General features: G+C 74.3%; 16 protein-coding genes. 8 read left to right on the forward strand and 8 right to left on the reverse strand.

Features of this window, described 5'->3' with window-relative positions:
- Nucleotides 1–24 precede the first annotated feature (24 nt).
- The gene (gene ribA / locus WN71_RS27115; RefSeq protein ID WP_046590770.1) at nt 25–687 is read left to right on the forward strand and encodes a GTP cyclohydrolase II; all 663 of its coding nucleotides are present in this window, start codon (nt 25–27) and stop codon (nt 685–687) included.
- 73 nt (nt 688–760) lie between these two features.
- Here the strand turns inward: ribA and WN71_RS27120 are convergent, their stop codons facing one another.
- The 3 genes from WN71_RS27120 to WN71_RS27130 form a co-directional block, all read right to left on the reverse strand.
- A complete protein-coding gene (locus tag WN71_RS27120; protein WP_046590767.1) occupies nt 761–1,990 on the reverse strand; it encodes a serine hydrolase domain-containing protein in 1,230 nt (409 codons plus the stop codon).
- Nucleotides 1,991–2,055: 65 nt separating this feature from the next.
- The gene (locus tag WN71_RS27125; RefSeq protein WP_046590765.1) at nt 2,056–3,477 is read right to left on the reverse strand and encodes an MFS transporter; all 1,422 of its coding nucleotides are present in this window, start codon (nt 3,475–3,477) and stop codon (nt 2,056–2,058) included.
- The gene (locus tag WN71_RS27130) at nt 3,474–4,115 is read right to left on the reverse strand and encodes a TetR/AcrR family transcriptional regulator (protein WP_079178145.1); all 642 of its coding nucleotides are present in this window, start codon (nt 4,113–4,115) and stop codon (nt 3,474–3,476) included. Before WN71_RS27130 ends, WN71_RS27125 begins: the two co-directional genes overlap by 4 nt.
- Nucleotides 4,116–4,209: 94 nt before the next feature.
- Here WN71_RS27130 and WN71_RS27135 point away from each other — a divergent pair, with 94 nt between their 5' ends.
- On the forward strand, nt 4,210–4,659 hold the full coding sequence (locus tag WN71_RS27135) for a PPOX class F420-dependent oxidoreductase (protein WP_046590763.1): 450 nt from the start codon (nt 4,210–4,212) through the stop codon (nt 4,657–4,659).
- A 70-nt stretch (nt 4,660–4,729) separates the two neighbouring features.
- Here WN71_RS27135 and WN71_RS27140 read toward each other — a convergent pair whose 3' ends face one another.
- Complete coding sequence (locus tag WN71_RS27140) at nt 4,730–5,626, reverse strand: NAD(P)-dependent oxidoreductase (RefSeq protein WP_046590760.1); 897 nt, start codon at nt 5,624–5,626, stop codon at nt 4,730–4,732.
- Between the two features lie 156 nt (nt 5,627–5,782).
- On the opposite strand from WN71_RS27140, the gene WN71_RS27145 reads away from it, so the two are divergent.
- Together WN71_RS27145 and WN71_RS27150 are read left to right on the forward strand one after the other, a co-directional pair.
- Complete coding sequence (locus WN71_RS27145) at nt 5,783–6,460, forward strand: TetR/AcrR family transcriptional regulator (RefSeq protein WP_079178146.1); 678 nt, start codon at nt 5,783–5,785, stop codon at nt 6,458–6,460.
- A 53-nt stretch (nt 6,461–6,513) separates the two neighbouring features.
- Complete coding sequence (locus tag WN71_RS27150; RefSeq protein ID WP_046590758.1) at nt 6,514–6,855, forward strand: VOC family protein; 342 nt, start codon at nt 6,514–6,516, stop codon at nt 6,853–6,855.
- On the opposite strand, the gene WN71_RS27155 is transcribed toward WN71_RS27150, so the two are convergent.
- The 3 genes from WN71_RS27155 to WN71_RS27165 form a co-directional block, all read right to left on the reverse strand.
- Nucleotides 6,788–7,954, reverse strand: a complete 1,167-nt coding sequence (locus WN71_RS27155; RefSeq protein ID WP_240529783.1) for a glycosyltransferase — start codon at nt 7,952–7,954, stop codon at nt 6,788–6,790. The genes WN71_RS27150 and WN71_RS27155 overlap by 68 nt on opposite strands.
- A gap of 307 nt (nt 7,955–8,261) precedes the next feature.
- Complete coding sequence (locus tag WN71_RS27160; RefSeq protein WP_046590799.1) at nt 8,262–9,554, reverse strand: nucleotide sugar dehydrogenase; 1,293 nt, start codon at nt 9,552–9,554, stop codon at nt 8,262–8,264.
- Between the two features lie 133 nt (nt 9,555–9,687).
- Nucleotides 9,688–11,142 carry a glycosyltransferase family 4 protein gene (locus WN71_RS27165; RefSeq protein ID WP_107469779.1) on the reverse strand — a complete coding sequence of 485 codons (1,455 nt, stop codon included), beginning with the start codon at nt 11,140–11,142 and terminating at the stop codon, nt 9,688–9,690.
- Nucleotides 11,143–11,180: 38 nt separating this feature from the next.
- Between WN71_RS27165 and wecB the strand changes: the two genes are divergently transcribed.
- Genes wecB through WN71_RS27185 form a run of 4 tightly spaced genes read left to right on the forward strand, consistent with a single transcriptional unit; the run spans nt 11,181 to nt 16,933 of the window.
- A complete protein-coding gene (wecB, locus tag WN71_RS27170; protein WP_046590751.1) occupies nt 11,181–12,269 on the forward strand; it encodes a non-hydrolyzing UDP-N-acetylglucosamine 2-epimerase in 1,089 nt (362 codons plus the stop codon).
- The gene (locus WN71_RS27175) at nt 12,262–12,921 is read left to right on the forward strand and encodes a class I SAM-dependent methyltransferase (RefSeq protein ID WP_046590750.1); all 660 of its coding nucleotides are present in this window, start codon (nt 12,262–12,264) and stop codon (nt 12,919–12,921) included. Before wecB ends, WN71_RS27175 begins: the two co-directional genes overlap by 8 nt.
- Nucleotides 12,921–14,747: a hypothetical protein gene (locus WN71_RS27180; protein ID WP_046590748.1), complete on the forward strand. Its 1,827-nt coding sequence runs from the start codon at nt 12,921–12,923 to the stop codon at nt 14,745–14,747. Before WN71_RS27175 ends, WN71_RS27180 begins: the two co-directional genes overlap by 1 nt.
- A complete protein-coding gene (locus WN71_RS27185; RefSeq protein WP_046590745.1) occupies nt 14,744–16,933 on the forward strand; it encodes a glycosyltransferase in 2,190 nt (729 codons plus the stop codon). The genes WN71_RS27180 and WN71_RS27185 overlap by 4 nt, the downstream gene beginning before the upstream one ends.
- 79 nt (nt 16,934–17,012) lie before the next feature.
- On the opposite strand, the gene gnd is transcribed toward WN71_RS27185, so the two are convergent.
- The gene (gnd, locus tag WN71_RS27190; protein ID WP_046590743.1) at nt 17,013–17,891 is read right to left on the reverse strand and encodes a phosphogluconate dehydrogenase (NAD(+)-dependent, decarboxylating); all 879 of its coding nucleotides are present in this window, start codon (nt 17,889–17,891) and stop codon (nt 17,013–17,015) included.
- Nucleotides 17,892–17,895: the final 4 nt, after the last annotated feature.

Consider the following 17,895-nt stretch of genomic DNA (forward strand, 5'->3'; position numbering starts at 1 on the left):
TCGTCTCTGCTTAGGAATCAGATCATGACAGAAAAAGTCGGTGTACTCGGCAAGAAGTCGCCACAGCGCACGGGCGTGGAACGCGTTGTGAATGCTCCGCTGCCCACCGTCTACGGCAAGTTCCAGGCGATCGGCTACATGGACCACGACCGCGGTGACGAGCAAGTGGCGCTGGTGTACGGCGAGATCGGCACCGAGGAGGTCCTCACCCGGCTGCACTCGGAGTGCCTGACCGGGGACGCGTTCGGATCCCAGCACTGCGAGTGCGGCGACCAGCTGGCGGCGGCACTGCGCGCGGTCGTCGCCGAGGGCCGGGGTGTCGTGGTCTATCTGCGGGGTCACGAGGGCCGTGGCATAGGACTGCTGGGCAAGCTGCGCGCGATGGCGCTCCAGGCGGAGGGCCTGGACACGGTGGAGGCGAATCTCGCCCTCGGCCTGCCGGTCGACGCCCGGGACTACGGTGTCGCCGCGGAGATCCTGAAGGACCTCGGTGTGCGCTCCGTACGGCTGATGTCGAACAACCCGCGCAAGCGCGAGGCGCTGGTCGACAACGGCGTCACGGTGGCCGAGACGGTGCCGCTGCTGATCCCGCCGTGCGAGAACAACATCACCTACCTGCGCACCAAGCGGGAGCGGCTGGACCACCACCTGCCGCACCTGGACGCCGCGGTCGCGCACTGGTCCTGACGGGCACGGGGGCCGCGGGGCGCAAGGCCCCGCCCGCCACCCCGCGGATCCGCCCGCGCCGACCGCTCGTGGACTACTCCACGATCGCCTCGTGGATCAGCTGCCGCAGCTCCGGGAAGATCTTCAGCGAGCTCTTCGGGCGCACCTGGGTCATGAACTGTACGGTCAGATCGCGGCCCGGGTCGACCCAGAACGTCGTCGTCGCCACCCCGCTCCAGCCGAACGAGCCGAGCCCCGTGGGGGACTGGGTGCGGGCCGGGTCGGTGACCACGGAGACGTTGAAGCCGAACCCGAGGCCCTCGTTGCCGGGTTCGTCGTGGGCCGGGCGGCTGCCGTAGGCCCGCAGGTCGGCGCCGCCGGGCAGCTGGTTGGCGGACATCAGGGCGAGCGACGCCGCCGTCAGCAGCCGGGTGCCGTCCAACTCGCCGCCGCGGCGCAGCATTTCCATGAAGCGGTGGTAGTCGTGCGCGGAGGCCACCATGCCGCCGCTCGCGGACAGGAAGCGGGGGCGGCCCCGCAGCGGCAGACCGGCGATCGGCTCGATGCCGCCGCCCTCGGTCTCGCCGTACAACTCGGAGAGTCTCGCGGCCTGTTCGTTGCTCACCTCGAAGCCCGCGTCCGTCATGCCCAGCGGGCGGAAGATCCGTTCGGCGAAGAACGCGTCCAGCGGGCGGCCGGACACCACCTCGATGATCCGGCCGAGGACGTTGGAGGCCACGGAGTAGTTCCACTGCGTGCCCGGCTCGAACTGCAGCGGCAGCCCCGCGTACACGTCGATCGTCTCGGCCAGGTCCGCGCCGGGCGGCACCGAGGACTCCAGGTGCGCGTCGCGGTAGAGGGCGTCGACGGGGTGGGAGTGGTAGAACGCGAACGTCAGCCCGGCCGTGTGGGTGAGCAGATGCCGTACGCGCACGGGCCCCTCGGCGGGCCGGGTGCGCACCTCGTCGCCGGAACCGCTCTCGTACACGCGGGGGTTCGCGAAGGCGGGCAGATACCGCTCGACCGGGTCGTCGAGCGACAGCCGGCCCTCCTCGACCAGCAGCAGCACGGCGACCGCGGTGACCGGCTTGGTCATGGAGTAGATCCGCCACAGCGTGTCCGCCTCGACGGGCAGCCCGGCGGCGACGTCGCGCCGGCCGAGCGTGGCCAGATGGGCGACCTGTCCGCCCCGCGCCACGGAGATCAGACAGCCCGGCAGCCGTCCGATGTCGACGTGGTGCGCGAAGTGCCGGTCGAGGCGCTCCAGCGCCCCGGGATCCAGTCCGACCTCGCCCGGATCGACCTCTTGCCGCAGCTGTGCCATCGCTCTTCCTCCACTCGCGTCGTACGAGGTGCGACTGGGATACCCCGCCCGGCCGTCCTCAGTCCTCATCGTCGCGCAGGAACGGGCGAACCCGTCCCCGCATCGGGGTCAGGTGTGATCGACGCGACGGCACGGCCCGGCAGCGCGCGCCCCGCCATCGCGCCGGTGAGCGCCACCCCGGCGAGGACCGGCAGCGCGGCCGCGTCCGTGGCCGCGCCGGCGTTCATGAGCGCGGCCGCCGCGGCGACGCCCAGCGCGGGGCCGACGTTGAGCGCGGTCTGCTGCAACCCGCCCGCCACGCCCGCCTGTTCGACGGCGGCCAGGCGTACGACGAGCTGGGTCGCCGCGACCATGACGGTGCCGAACCCCGCCCCCAGCAGCGCGAACGCGGCGGCGCAGACGGCGGTGCCCGCCGGGTGGGCGAGGAGCAGCACGCCGGTGGCGAGCGCCGCCATCGCCCCGGTGACCGTCGTGCGGGGCCCGGCCCGGCGCAGCAGCATGGGGCACACGGGCGCGGCGAGCACCATCAGCACGGCGAGCGGCAGGGCGCGCAGGGAGCTGTGGAACGGGTCGAGGCCGAGGGTGTCCTGCAACAGGTGGTTGCCGACGAACAGCGCGCCGAACAGCGAGGCCGACGCGGCGACGAGCACGCCGAGCGCCGGGCCCGCGGCGGAGCGCGCGACGAGGGCGGGCGGCACCAACGGGTGTGCGGCGCGCCGCTCGTGCCGGACGAAGCCCGCGCCCGCGAGCAGCGCGGCCGCACCGCAGACCAGGGTGAGGGGGTCGGCCGAGGGCAGCGCCACCAGGGTGCGGACCAGACCCGCGAGCGCGACGCCGAGCAGGAGGGCGCCGGGGAGGTCGAGGGGGATGGGGTGGTCGAGTGGGGTGATGCGGTCGACTCGCGTGGGGCGGGCGGCCCGTGGGGCGTCGGGGCGCTCCGGTCCCGGGGCTCCCCACAGCGCCGCCGCCCCGAACCCCACCGCGGGCAGCACCCCCAGCAGGAAGACGGACCGCCAGCCGAACGCCGTGACCAGCGCTCCGCCCGCCACCGGACCGGCCGCCGCCGCGAGTCCGATCGCGCTCGTGCGGACGGCGATCGGGCCCGACAGCCGTTCCGGCGGGAACGCGGCCCGCACCATGCCGAGCGTGGCCGGCTGGAGCAGCGCGCCGCACGCGCCCTGCACCGCGCGCAGCCCGATCACCCAGCCGATGCCGGGCGCGGCCGCGATGGCCGCGGAGGCCGCGCCGAAGCCGAGCATCCCCAGCCCGAACGCGCGGCGGTGCCCGTAGCGATCGCCGAGCCGCCCGCAGAACACCAACAGCCCGGCGACGGCGACGAGATAGGCCGTGCTGGTCCACTGCACCTGCGCGTACGAGGCGTGCAGGTCGCGCCGGAGGGTGGGCTGGGCGACGGTCAGCACGGTTCCGTCCAGTGCGACGATCACCGCGCCGGACACGCTGCTCGCCAGCGTCAGACGGGCCTTCACCGGTCCGCCTCCGGTCCGAGGTGCGCGTCCAGCGCGGACCGCAGCAGCGGGGCGATGTCCTCGGCGCCCGTGGCGAGTTGCAGGCTGCCCCAGAGCCAGAGCTGGGCGATGCCGTGCAGGTTCGCCCACAGCGCGCCAGCGATCAGCCGGGCGTCCGCGTCCGGGCGCACCCGTGCCACCAGGGCGGCCAGCACGCCGAACAGCGGCAGGCTGGTCTCGCGCAGTCCCGGACGGCCGCTCTCCAGCACGTCGTGACGGAACATCAGCTCGTACATGCCGCGGTTGTCGCGGGCGAACGCGAGGTAGACCCGGGCCAGTTCGGCGAGTTGCTCGCGCGGTGGCGCCGTACCGTCGCCGATCGCGGCCGCGGCCCGCGCGCCGAGGCCGTCGAACCCGCGGCGGGCGATGGCGGACAGCAGTTCGCGGTGGGTGGGGAAGTAGCGGCGGGGCGCGCCGTGGGAGACCCCGGCGCGGCGGGCGATCTCCCGCAGGGTCAGCGCCTGGGCGCCCTCCCGCGCGACGAGCTCCACCCCCACGTCGACCAGCCGGTCCCGCAGCGGACGCCCGGTCCCGCCGCCGTACGCTCCGGTCCCGCCGCCGGACGCGCCGCTCCCGCCCCAGTCCTCGACCTCGCTCATAGACAGTGTCTACCAGGAGCCGTAGACACTGTCTACTCGCCCGTGCGGGTGACCGTACGGAATGCGGCGGCCGCACCCGCCGGTTGTCACCGATATGACTCAGGACGCCACGCAGAACGCACTGCTCGCACTGCTCTCCGAGGCCCGCGGCGGGGTGCTGGTCACCCTCAAGGGCGACGGCCGGCCCCAGCTGTCCAACGTCAGCCATCACTACTACCCCGACGAGGGACTGCTGCGGATCTCGGTCACCGACGACCGCGCCAAGACCCGCAACCTGCGGCGGGACCCGCGGGCGTCGTACCACGTGACCACGTCCGACCGCTGGGCGTACACGGTGGCCGAGGGCACCGCGGACCTCACGCCGGTCGCGCGCGACCCGCACGACGAGACCGTCGAGGAGCTGATCCGGCTCTACCGCGACATCCTCGGCGAGCACCCCGACTGGGACGACTACCGCGCCGCCATGGTCCGCGACGGCCGCCTGGTCGTACGGCTGCGGGTGGAGCGGGCGTACGGCATCCCACGGCGGGGGGACGGGGGCTAGGGACCGACTCGGCGAGGGGGCCGAGGTCGGGCGGCGGCGGGGGCCGAGGTCGGGCGGCGGCGAGGGGGCCCTAGGTGCCGTCGCGGCGGGCCGAGCGGTTCTCCAGGGCCTTGAGGACCGCCACCATGTCCTCGCCCCCGTGCCCCAGCGCCACCGTCTCCGCGAAGAGGGTGTGGCAGACGTCGAGCAGGGGAGAGGCGAGGCCGGCCGTGCGGGCGGCCTCGGCGATGAGGCGGTTGTTCTTGAGCACGTCCAGGGCGGCCGCCTGCACCGCGAAGTCGCGGGCGTGCAGCTTGGGCGCCTTCATCCGGGACACCCCGCTGGCCATCGGGCCCGCGTCCAGGACGTCGAGGAACAGCCGCGCGGGCAGCCCCTGCCGCTCGGCGAAGTGGAACGCCTCGGTGAACCCGGTCACCTGCGTGATCAGGAACAGGTTCACCGAGAGCTTCATGAGCAGCGCGTTCGGGGCCGCGCCGCAGACGAACGTCTCGCGGCACAGGGGCGCGAGCAGCGGCCGTACGGCGGCCACGGCCTCGTCCCCGCCCGCCAGCATGGCCACCAGCCGCCCCTGTTCGGCCGGGACCCGCGAGCCGGAGACCGGCGCCTCCGCATAACTCCCGCCCGCCGCGCGGACATCGCTCTCCAGCGCGGCCGAGTACCCGGGGGACGTCGTACCCATGTGCACGACGACATGTCCGGCGACCCGCCGCGTGAACTCCGATGTGCCGCGCGCCAGTACGGCGTCGACCGCGACGTCGTCTGCGAGCATCAGGAGTACCGTCCCGGCCCGCTCGAACACCTCCGCCGGATCCGCCGCCACCTCCGCCCCGGCCTCGCGCAGCGGCTCGGCGCGGGCGGCCGTGCGGTTCCACACCACGAGGGGGCGGCCTTCCCGCGCGAGGCGGAGCGCCATGGGCAGGCCCATCACGCCGAGGCCGATGAAGCCGATGCGTCCGTCGACATCCATGGGACCGCCCTTCGACCGCCGCCGGGGCCCGCCCCGGCCCACCGCGTTATGACAGGCGTCATAGTAGCAAGGCGTTATGACGCCGGTCATAATGAGCGAGGGGGAGGGTGCGCGAGGCCGAGGACGAGGGCCGGGAACGGAAGGCGGGACCTGGGCATGGCGGAGTCGAAGGGGGTCCGGTACGGCCCGCGGGAGCGCATGGTCTTCAGCGCGGCCCAGCTCATCCGGCGCGGCGGGCTCGCCGCGGCCGGGATGCGCGAGGTCGCCGCGCACGCCGAGGCGCCGCGCGGATCCCTTCAGCACTACTTCCCGGGCGGTAAGGAACAGCTGGTCAACGAGGCCGTGACCTGGGGCGGCCGGTACGCGGGCCGACGCGTCGCCCGCTTCGTCGAGGGGCTCGCCGAGCCGACGCCGGGCGCGCTGTTCGCCGCCATGGCCGGACAGTGGATCGACGAGTACACCGCGACGGGCTTCGCCGCCGGCTGTCCGGTCGCCGCGGCCACGGTGGACCGCGCGGCGGCCGGAGCCTCCACCCGGGAGGCCGCGGCCGCCGCCTTCGCCGCCTGGGCCGGGCCGGTGGCGCAGGCCCTGACCGGCATGGGCGTGCCCGCCGAGCGCGCCGGGGCGCTGGCCACGCTCATGATCAGCGCCCTGGAGGGGGCGATCCTCGTCGCCCGCGCGGAACAGGACGTACGGGCCCTGACCGTCGTCGTGCGCGAGCTCGGGCCGCTGCTCGACGCGGCCAGGAGCGACGCGGCCGGGATCGACGCGGCCGGGAGCGACGCGGGCAGGACCGACGTGGGCAGGACCGACGTGGGCAGGACGGACGTGTGAGGCGCGGCGCCCGGGTCCTTGTCCCGGGCGTCGCCCGCCACTAGCCTGCGCGCGTGATCAATGGGGCACATGTGGTGATCCACACGCGCGACGCCGACGCCGACCGCCGCTTCCTGCGGGACGTGCTGGGCTGGGCCCACGTCGACGCCGGGGCCGGCTGGCTGATCTTCCAGGCGCCGCCCGCCGAGGTGGCCTGCCATCCGACGGACGGCGAGCCCCGCTTCGAACTGCTGCTCATGTGCGACGACCTGGCCGCGACCTGCGCCGAACTCGCCACCAAGGGAGCGGAGTTCACCGGCCCGCCGCAGGACGCGCGGTGGGGCCGGGTCACGGGCTTCCGGCTGCCTGGCGGCGGCGAGGTGGGGCTGTACGAGCCGCGCCACCCGAGGCCGTAGTCCCGGACGCCGCCTCCTTCGCCCACGCCTCCAGCAGCGTGGCGAACTCGGCCGACCGGTCGCACCAGTTGAGCCGGGCGACGGCGGCCTCGTAGCCCGAACGGGCGGCGTGCAGCCGCAGGCCCGGGTCGTCGCGCAGGCGCCGGATCGCGGCCGCCGCTGCCGCCGGGTTCTCGTAGGGCACCGTCATGCCGCAGCCGTGTCGGTCCACGAGTTCGGCCGCGAGCGGGGTCGGCGTCGTGACGACCGGCACGCCGTGCGCCATGTACTCGATGACCTTGGTGGGCCGCGAATGGCGGTAGTTGGGCTGGTCGTGCAGCAGGGACACACCCGCGAGTGCGCCGGAGAGCAGCGCGAGGGCCCGGTCGTTGGGCACGAAGCCGTGCCAGCGCAGCACCCCGTCCCGGTCGGCAGCGGCCAGCGCGTCGCGTACGTCCGGGTTCGCCGCGCCGATCGCCTCCACCCGGATCTCCGGCGCCAGCAGCCGCGCCGTCTCGACGAGGTCGAGCGCGCCGCGGGCCCGGGACAGCTGGCCCAGGTAGACCACGCGGTCGCAGCCGGGCGGCTCCGGCGGCTCGGGCGGCGCGCCCGCGAGGTTGAGCACGACGGGATGGGTGCGGCGGAAGCGGTCCTGGTAGGCGTCCTCGGCCAGCAGCAGCCGCAGGTGCCGTTCCGCGAGGTGCTCCGCGCCCCGCACGGCCAGCCGCAGCGGCGGGCGCAGGAGGCGGGGGAGCCAGCCCTTCATGACGAGCGCCGCCGCGGTGTCCTCGTGCACGTCCCACACCGCCACCGGGGACCGGCCGGTGCGCCTCCAGCGCCGTACCGTGCCGGGCAGCGCGAGCAGCAGTTCCGGGTCGTGCAGCAGCACCACGTCGACCTCGGGGCCGCGCATGGCGAGCAGGGCGCGCACCGCGCGCAGGGCCGTCCGGCGGTCGCGCCCGACGGCGCGCGGCAGGTCGACCCCCTCCAGGCCCGGCCGGGGCACCACCCCGTGGGCGGAGAACGGGGCGGCGTAGACGACATGGTGGCCGCGCTCGCGCAGGGCCCCGATCTCGCGGTGCAGGATGCGCGCGTCCTCGGGGTGATGCACGACGGTCACGACAAGTATCCGCATCACACAGCAGCCTTTCGACTCCGTACGTCCCCCGCGGGTGAGTGCATGGAGTCCGGGCCCGCACGGCGCGCTGCGCGCGCTGCGGACACGAACGGATCGGCGGGCCCGCGCGGGATCGGCGAGGGGGCGGGATGCGCCCCCGGACCCGCGCGGGACGGGCAAGGGGTCGGGGGCGGCGCCTCGGGCCCGCGCGGCGCCCCGGGCCCGCGCGGGACGGGCAAGGGGTCGGGTGCGGCGCCCCGGGCCCGCGCGGTGCGCCGCCCCGCGCGGGCCGCGGGCGTCCGGTGTGCGGCTACAGGACCTCGACACCGGGCCGGAAGATCCGCCCCCGGGTGTCGAAGAGCAGACGCGCGGTGTCCGCGAGGGTGGGCAGGTCGTAGGCCGAGTGGTCCTGGAGCAGGATCGTCAGGTCGTGCTCCCGGGCCGCCGCGAGGGCGTCCTCGACCCGTGGCACCGACGTGCCGTCGACCGACCAGGCCGCGACGTGCGGGTCGTGGAAGAACACCTCGGCGCTGCGCTCCCGCAGCAGCCGGGCCACCGGCAGCGCCGGCGACTCGCGCTGGTCGGCGATGTCCGGCTTGTAGGTGACGCCGAGCAGCAGCACCCGGGAGCCGTTCATCGGGGCGCCCGCGGTGTTGAGCAGGTCCTGGGCGCGGCGCACGACGTACTCCGGCATCCGCCGGTTGATCTCCTGCGCCAGTTCCACGAACCGGAACTCGTAGCCGAGCGACGAACGCACCTTGTACGACAGGTAGTTCGGGTCGATGGGGATGCAGTGGCCGCCCACGCCGGGGCTCGGCCGGAAGGCCTGGAAGCCGAACGGCTTGGTGCCCGCGCAGCGGATCGCGTCCCACACGTCGACGTGCAACTCGCGGCTGATGATGGCGAGTTCGTTGACGAGGGCGATGTTGACGTGCCGGTAGGTGTTCTCCAGCAGCTTGGCCATCTCGGCCTCGCGGGTGCCCTTCGCCTGGACGACGGTCTCCACGATCTTGCCGTAGAAGGCGACCGCCTGGACCGAGCACGACGGCGTGCAGCCGCCGACCACCTTGGGGGTCTCGCGCAGCCCGTGCGTGGTGTTGCCCGGGTCGATGCGCTCGGGGGAGAAGGCGAGCGCGAAGTGCTCGCCCACTCTCAGCCCGGACTCCTCCAGCAGTGGCCGGACGATCTCCTCGGTGGTGCCGGGGTAGGTGGTCGACTCCAGGACGACCAGTTGCCCCGGGCGGAGCCGGCCCGCGACGGTGCGGGTGGCGGAGGTGACGGCGCCCAGGTCGGGTCCGCCGTCCTCGCCGAGCGGGGTGGGCACGCAGATCACCACGGTCTGCGCGCGTGCCAGGCACGCGTCGTCGGTGTACGCGGTGAAGCCCGCCGCCCGCATCCGGCGCACGTCGGCGTCGGACACGTCGTCGACGTGGGAGCGGCCTTCGTTGAGTGCCGCGACGATCTTCGGGTCGCGGTCGAGTCCTACGACTCTCAGGCCGACGGACGCGGCTTCGCGCGCCAGTGGAAGTCCTACATAGCCGAGGCCGATCACCGCGAGTTCCACGTGGTCGGCCCGTTCTGATTCCCCGAGCTGTTCGCTCATGTCCCCGAGCGGTTCGGTCTGTTCGACCTGCATAGGGATTCACCCGGCCTCAAGGCTGGATCGGAAACGCTGGACTGGACTGCGTCGGATCTGACGCTGGAAAGAGTTCGGTGGGTCGGGGGCCGTGCCGCGCTCAGGCGCACCCCAGGGTGCGGTACGCCCGGCGGGTCGTTGCGGCGACCCTCTCCCAGGTTCGGTCCCGCGCGACCAGGGCGCGAGCGGCGGCGCCCCACTGGGCCCGTCGCTTTTGACTGTAAAGCAGGATTTCGAGGGCATCTGCCCAAGCTTGAGGGGATTCGGGAGGAATTAGCTGCCCGTTAACCTCCGGTTCGACCAGTTCTCTCATCGCGGTGAGATCACTTGCAGCAACGGGGACACCGCTTGCCATCGCTTCGACCGGCTTGAGAGGGGTCACCAGATGACACACCCGGTCATCGGTTCGCGGCACCGCGAACACGTCCAACACCGCGTGGAACTCCCGGACTTGGGAGTGCGGCACGCGGCCGGTGAACAGCGCCGTGCCGTCGTCGAGACCGAGCTTCGCGGCCAGCCGGAGCAGCGCCGGGCGCTCCGGACCGTCGCCGACGATCAGCAGCCGCAGCGGAACTCCACGCCGTCTCAGCTCTGCACCCGCATGGAGCAACGTACCGATCCCCTCCAGCGGGGTCAGGCTGCTGACCGTGCCCACCACGAGCTCGTCCGGCGCGATGCCGAGCCGCTCCCGGACCGGTGCCCCGTCCAGGGGCTCCGCGAGGAACGCCTCGTCCACCGCGTTCGGCACCAGCAGCACCCGCTCCTCGGGCACCCCGCGGGCCACGATCTCCGCCTTCATCGCCGCGCCCAGCGTCAGCACCAGATCGGCCTCGCGCATGCACTCCGTCTCCAGCGCCCGCCGCATCAGATAGGCGGGGTCCTCCGGGCCGCGCCCCGGCCGCTGGGTCAGCCAGGTGTCCTCCAGGAAGCCGCGCACCTCGTAGACGACCGGCAGCCCGTGGGCCGCGCGCAGGGCGAGGGCCACCCTGCCGTTCGCGTGGTCGGTCGCCGCGTGCAGCACGGCCGGCCGCAGCCGCTCCACCAGCCGCCCGGCCAGCTCGGCGTTGCGGGCCAGCACCGCGCCCTGCCCGTACGGCAGCCAGGGCGGCAGCAGCCGGTGCTGCGGCACCCCGCCCACGATCTGCAGCGGACGCGCGTCCAGCACGCCCTGCGCGACCGGGAACCCGATCCGCGTCACCACGTGCGGATCGAGCCCCGCCGCGCGCTGCGCCTCGGCCAGCTTCTGGGTGCGCACGGTGTAGCCCGCGTGCTTGAACGGCAGCGAGTTGGTGACCACGTGCAGCACCCGCCCCGGCACCGGCCGGACCGCGCGGGCGCGCCGCAGCGTCACCCGGACGGCGGAGGGCACCGCGGCCGGCCCCACCGCGCGAGCGCGAGCGGCGAGGCGCCGCTCGACCGGCAGGAACGGACGGCGGGCGCGGCCGGGAAGCAGCCGCACACCCAGCAGCGCGGCCCGCGTGGGGTCGTGGCGCAACTCGCCCACGGCCACGGACGCGGCAAGGATCAGAGCACGGAACGTACGTCGCGACGGCATGCCGCCACGGTAGGCGGCCGGGGTGAGAGGCAGACGACATGAACGCGCGAGTCCTGCACGTGGTCGGGACCCGGCCCAACTTCGTCAAGGCGGCCCCCGTGGTCGCCGCGCTGGAGGCGGCGGGCTGCGCACAGGCCCTCGTCCACACCGGTCAGCACTACGACGAACGCATGTCGGAGGTGTTCTTCCGGCAGCTCGGACTGCCGAGGCCCGACGCCGACCTCGGTGTCGGCTCCGGCAGCCACGCCCGCCAGACCGCCGACCTGCTGGTCGCCCTGGAGGCCGAGCTGACCGCCCGCGCACCCCGGCTCGTCGTGGTCTACGGCGACGTCAACTCCACCCTCGCCGCCGCCCTGGTGGCCGCCAAGCTCGGCGTGCCGGTGGCGCATGTCGAGGCGGGCCTGCGCAGCTTCGACATGGCGATGCCGGAGGAGGTCAACCGGCGCCTGGTCGACCAGCTGGCCGACCTGCTCTTCGTCACCAGCCCGGAGGCGGTCGGCCACCTCGCCCGCGAGGGCGTGGACATCGGCAGGGTGCACTTCGTCGGCAACCCGATGATCGACACCCTGCTCGGCCACGTCGGCCTGTTCGACCCGGCCGCCGCCCGCGCCGCGCACGGCCTGCCCGAGCGCTACGCCGTCGTCACCCTGCACCGGCCCGCCAACGTCGACGACCCCGAAGCGGCCCGCGCCGCCGCCGGTGTCCTCGCCGAGGCGGCCCGCCACCTCGACCTCGCCGTACCGCTGCATCCGCGCGGCCGGGCGGCGCTGTCGGCCGCAGGACTCGCGGACGCGCCGGGGGTGCATCTCCTCGAACCCCTCGGATACATCGAGTTCATGAGCCTGGTGCGGGGCGCCGCGGCGGTGATCACCGACTCGGGCGGGGTGCAGGAGGAGACCACCGTGCTCGGCGTGCCCTGCCTGACCCTGCGGACCACCACCGAGCGGCCGGTCACCGTCACCCACGGCACCAACCGCCTGGTCACGCACGGGGAGTTGATCCCCGCGCTGCGCAAGGTCCTGGACGGCGCGAACACCCTCCCGGCGGACGGCCCCCCGCTGTGGGACGGCCGCACGGGCCCACGCATCGCGGACATCGTCACCCAGTGGCTGGAGCACCATGACTGACGAAGCGACGGCCACGGCCGGCCCGCTCACCCGCACCGCCGCCTACTGGGACGCCCGCCACCGCGACCACGACGACCTCGCGTCCGGCGGCCACATCGGCCTCGACCGCGCCGGGAACGAACTCTTCTACGCACTCCGGCTCGGCACCCTGCTCTCCCTCGTCGGCGACCTCGCGAGCCCCGCCGCACCGCTGTTCGCGCTGGACGCGGGGTGCGGCAAGGGCCACTTCGCGCGCGCCCTCGCCCGCTGCGGCCACCGCGTCGACGCCTTCGACGCGAGCCCCGCCGCCCTCGCCCACGCCCGCGCCGAGGGCGGCGGCCCGCGCTACGCCCTCGCCTCGCTCGCGAACTGGCGCAGCCCCTGGCCGTACGACCTCGTGCTCTGCGTCGACGTCCTCTTCCACGTCCTCGACGACGGGCAGTGGGCGGCGGGCCTGCGCAACCTCGCCTCCCTGGTGCGGCTGACCGGCCGGCTGATCGTCACCGACGAGAACCTCGAACGGCGCAGGCCCCGGGGCGACTACATCGTGCACCGGCCGCTCGCCGCCTACCGCGCCGCACTCGAACCCCTCGGCCTGCGGCACACCCTCTTCCGGCCGTACGGCTTCCGCGAGAACCGGGTCGGCTTCCACGTCTTCACGAGGACCCGCTGATGCGCCTGACCGATCTGCTCCACCCGCACCTCGACGGCGTCACGACGGTCGTCGACGCGACCCCGGGCGCCCTGCGCCTGGAGCCCTATCTCCACCTCCCCGACGGCGTGCGGCTGGTGCGCGACGAACGCCCGGTCGGTGAGGGCCACTTGGTCATCATGTCCTACGGCCCCGACCCCGCCCTGCACGGCACCGACGACGACTGCCGGGCCGTGCTGGAACGGCTGCGGCCCGGCGGGCGCGGCCTGGTCCTCTTCGGCCACCGCGGAACCGAACTGCCCTACCACCGCCTCCTCGACCACCTCGTCGCCCAGCGCTGCCAGGTGCTGCGCGCGGACGTCCTCGACTACGTCCACCTGCACGCCGGCGCGGTGTTCACACGCACCGACGAACTCCTGCCGCCCTACGACTGGTTCGGGCACCCCGTCGCCTCCGAGGGGTTCCCCACCGAGCTGCGGACCGCCGACGAGTACGTCCTCGCCGACTTCGTCTCCCGCTCGCTGCGCGCCCGCGTCCTGGACCTGGAGCGCATCGCCGAGGAGGCCGAACACGCCCGCGCCGAGGCCCGGGAGGACACCCTCGCCGACCGGCTGGCCGCCGCCGTACGGGAGAAGGAGCAGCTCGCGTCCGCGCTGCGCGGCGCCCGGGACCGGGTCGGCGTGCTGGAGGCCCGCGTGGCCATGCTGGAGGGCTCGACCTCGCTGCGCATGGGACGCGCCCTGGTGGCGGCGGCCCGCTCGCCCCGCAAGGGCGCCACCCGGCTGCCCGGGGAGCTGTACGGCATGTGGCGCGGCCGCCGCGCGAAGTCCCGGCCCGGCACCCCTGCCGCGGGTCCCCGCGCCGTGCCCGCCGCACCCGAACGGGGCCTGCCCACCGCCGCCGACGACCGGCTCCACCTCTCCTACCGCGCCCTGTCCGCGGGTCCCCGCGACCGCCTGGTCGTCGCGGGCGTCCTCACCGACACCGCCGCCGCCGACTTCGCCGTCGACGCCGTCGTGGGCCGGCTGCTGCCGCACGACGGGCGGCTGCTCGTCGAACGCACCGACCCGGACGCGGTCGTGGTCCAGCTGAGCGCCTGCGCCGGGCCCGGCCCCTGGTCGCTCACCGGCACCAACTTCGCGCCCGACCTGGACCGCACCCTCGCCGAGGTGCTCGCCGAGGCACGTGCCCAGGGCCGCGCCACCGTGCTGTGGCGGGACGCGCCCGCGAGCGCCGCCCCCGGCCTCACCGCCCTGCACTGGGACGCCGTGATCGACGCGGACACCGGCGTACGGCTCGACCGGATCGACCCCCGCGACGACGACGCCCGGGACCGGCTGCGGGAGGCGTTCCTGCGGGAGGGCACCCGGGTACGGCTCGCCGGCCTCGCCCGGCTCGTCGGCGCCCCCGACCCGCTGGAGGCCCGCCGGGTCGCCGTCGTCGCCGCACCCGGCGACCGCACCTCGCTCGCCCGGCTGACCCAACAGGTCCTCGCTCAGCACCATCGTCCGGCCGAGGTCGTCGTGCCCGACGACCGGGGTCTTGACGAACTCGTCGCCTCCGGGGTCGAGGTGCGCACCGGCGCCCCCGCCGCGCCCTGGGTCGCCGACTGGACCGACCTCACCGAGGACCGGCCGCCGACCCTGCTCCTGGACCTGATGTGCGCTCAGGAGTGGTCGGACGCCGACGCGCTCGGACACACCACGGCCGACGACGACTACGTCTTCGTGCCCGCCCTCGACCCGCTGCTCGTGCGCCGCGAACTGCACCTGGGCGGCCTGCCGCCGGACGCCTGGTCCACCCGCGGCCACCGCCTGTTCGCCGTACGCGCCAAGGAGACGTCATGAGCCGCACCCGCCGGGCCCTCGTCTACGGTGACGTGGACCTCAACCTGATCGACGGCTCCGCCGTCTGGGCGCAGTCCACGGTCCAGGCGCTGTCCGCGGCCGGCTGCGAGGTCCGCCTCGTCCTCAAGTCCCCGGTGCGCACCGGCCGGTTGATCGACCCGCTGACCCGGCTGCCCGGCGTGCGGATCGTCCGCCCCGCCGAGGAGCGGCTGGTCCCCGGGCAGCACGACCGTCCGCTCTCGCCGGTGCAGGCGTCCGCACTGCTCGCCCGCCTCGACGCCGACGAGCCGTGCGACCTGATCGTGCTGCGCGGCCGCAGGCTCGTCACCCGGGTCGCCGCCGACGGCGGCTTCGACGGACGGATCTGGGCCTATCTCACCGATGTTCCCCAGTCGGCCGCCGAGATGACCGAGGAGGCCCGCGAGGAGCTGACCCGCATCGCCCAGACCAGCTGCCGACTGCTGTGCCAGACGGAGGAGTTGCGCGGGTTCCTGGAGACCTGGGTGCCCGAGGCGTGCGGCCGCTGCGTGCTCGCCCCGCCCGCGGTGCCCGTGCCCGGCTCCCCGCCGCCCGAGCGGGACCGGCCGCACGATCCCTTCCGGCTCGTCTACACCGGCAAGTTCGCACCCCGCTGGAACACCCTGCCGATGACCCGGCTGCCCGCGCTGCTCGCCGAGCGCGGCATCCGCGCCGAACTCCACACCGTGGGCGACAAGATCCACGACGACCCCGCGCACCCCGACTTCCTGGCGGCCATGACGCAGGCCCTGCACGGCGCCACCCCCGGCGTCGTGCACCACGGCGGACAGCCCCGCGAGCAGGCCATGCGGCTGGCCGCCGACTGCGACCTCGGCCTCGGCTGGCGCGACCCCGCACTCGACGCCAGCCTCGAACTGTCCACCAAGGTGCTGGAGTTCGGCGCACTGGGCCTGCCCGTCGTGCTCAACCGCACCCCCGCGCACGAGGCCCTGCTCGGCACCGACTACCCGCTCTACGTCCCCGGACGCGCCCGGCTCGCCGACGCCGCCGACGCCGTGGAGAGCGCCGTACGCGATCCCGGGGCCCGGCTGCTGGCCGCCGACCGCTGTCGCGCCGCCGCCGCGCACTACACCCTGGAACGGGCCGCCGCCCGCTGGCGGGCCCAGCTCGACCGGGCGCTGCCGCCCGCACCGGCCGCCGTCGCCCGCCGCACCCGGCCGCTGCGCGTCGGTGTCGCGGGCCACGACCTGAAGTTCCTCACCCGGCTGCTCGACCACTTCCGCTCCCTGCCCGGCCTGGACGTCCGCGTCGACGCCTGGTCCGCGCTGGCCCGGCACGACGCCGCCGAGAGCCGCGAACTCGCCGACTGGGCCGATGTGGTGGTGGTCGAGTGGTGCGGGCCCGCGGCCGTCTGGTACAGCCGCCACAAGCGGCCCGGCAGCCGGCTGGTGATCCGCCTGCACCGCTTCGAACTGGACGCCGAGTGGCCCCGGCAGGTCGACATCGACGCCGTGGACCAGGTGATCTGCGTCAGCCCCTACTACCGGCGCCGCGCCCTGGCCTCGACCGGCTGGCCCGAGTCGAAGGTGGTCGTCGTGCCCAACTGGGTGGACGCCGACCAGCTGGACCGGCCCAAGGCGCCCGGCGCCCGCTTCCGGCTCGGCATGATCGGCATCGCGCCCAGCCGCAAACGGCTCGACCTCGGCCTGGACGTCCTCGAACGGCTGCGCGCCCGGGACCGGCGCTGGCAGCTCTCGGTCAAGTCCAAGCCGCCGTGGGAGTACTGGTGGATCTGGAACAAGCCCGAGGAGCGCGCCCACTACGACGACGTGCTGCGGCGGATGCAGACCTCGCCGCTGCTCGAAGGGGCCGTGGTCTTCGACTCGTTCGGCCCGGACGTGGCGGGCTGGCTGCGCCGCGTCGGCCATGTGCTGTCCACCAGCGACGACGAGTCCTTCCATCTCGCCCCCGCCGAGGGCATGGCCTCCGCGGCCGTACCGGCGCTGCTGCCCTGGCCCGGCGCCGACGAGATCTACGACCGCCGGTGGATCCACGACGACCCGGCGGCGATCGCCGAGTCGATCGCGGAACTCGACGACGAGAAGCGCTGGCGCGAGGCGGGCGAACTGGCCCGCACCCAGGTGCGCGACTCCTTCGCCCTGGACAAGGTGGCGCGGACCTGGACGGAACTGCTGGTGGGCGGCTGAACACGGCGACCCGGACCGGGACGCCCTCAGCCGACGGGGCTGGGGGGACGGCCCGACGGACGTCCCCCCACCCACCGGCCTACTTCTTCGACTCGACCGCGTGCCCGCCGAACTGGTTGCGCAGCGCGGCGATCATCTTCATCTGCGGGGAGTCGTCCTGCCGGGAGGCGAACCGGGCGAAGAGGGAGGCGGTGATCGCGGGCAGCGGCACCGCGTTGTCGATGGCGGCCTCCACCGTCCAGCGGCCCTCGCCGGAGTCCTGCGCGAAGCCCCGCAGCTTGTCGAGGTGCTCGTCCTCGTCGAGGGCGTTGACCGCGAGGTCGAGCAGCCAGGAGCGGATGACGGTGCCCTCCTGCCAGGAGCGGAAGACCTCCCGGACGTCCGTCACGGAGTCGACCTTCTCCAGCAGCTCCCAGCCCTCGGCGTACGCCTGCATCATGGCGTACTCGATGCCGTTGTGGACCATCTTGGAGAAGTGCCCGGCGCCGACCCGGCCCGCGTGGACATAGCCGTAGGGGCCCTCCGGCTTGAGCGCGTCGAAGATCGGCTGGAGCCGCTCTACATGCTCCTTGTCGCCGCCGACCATCAGCGCGTAGCCGTTCTCCAGGCCCCACACGCCGCCCGAGACGCCCGCGTCGACGAAGCCGATGCCCTTGACGCCGAGTTCGGCGGCGTGCTTCTCGTCGTCCGTCCAGCGGGAGTTGCCGCCGTCGACGACGGTGTCCCCGCGCGACAGCAGGTCCTTGAGCTCGTCGACGACACCCTGGGTCGCGGTGCCCGCGGGGACCATCACCCAGACCGTGCGCGGGGCTTCGAGCTTGTCGACCAGATCGGCGAGGCTCTCCGCGTCGGACAGGACGGGGTTGCGGTCGTAGCCGATGACGGTGTGGCCGGCGCGGCGGATGCGTTCCCGCATGTTGCCGCCCATCTTGCCGAGACCGATGAGACCGAGCTGCATAGTC

This window comes from Streptomyces mangrovisoli (genome assembly GCF_000974985.2).
In the GTDB taxonomy this organism is placed as follows: Bacteria; Actinomycetota; Actinomycetes; order Streptomycetales; family Streptomycetaceae; genus Streptomyces; species Streptomyces mangrovisoli.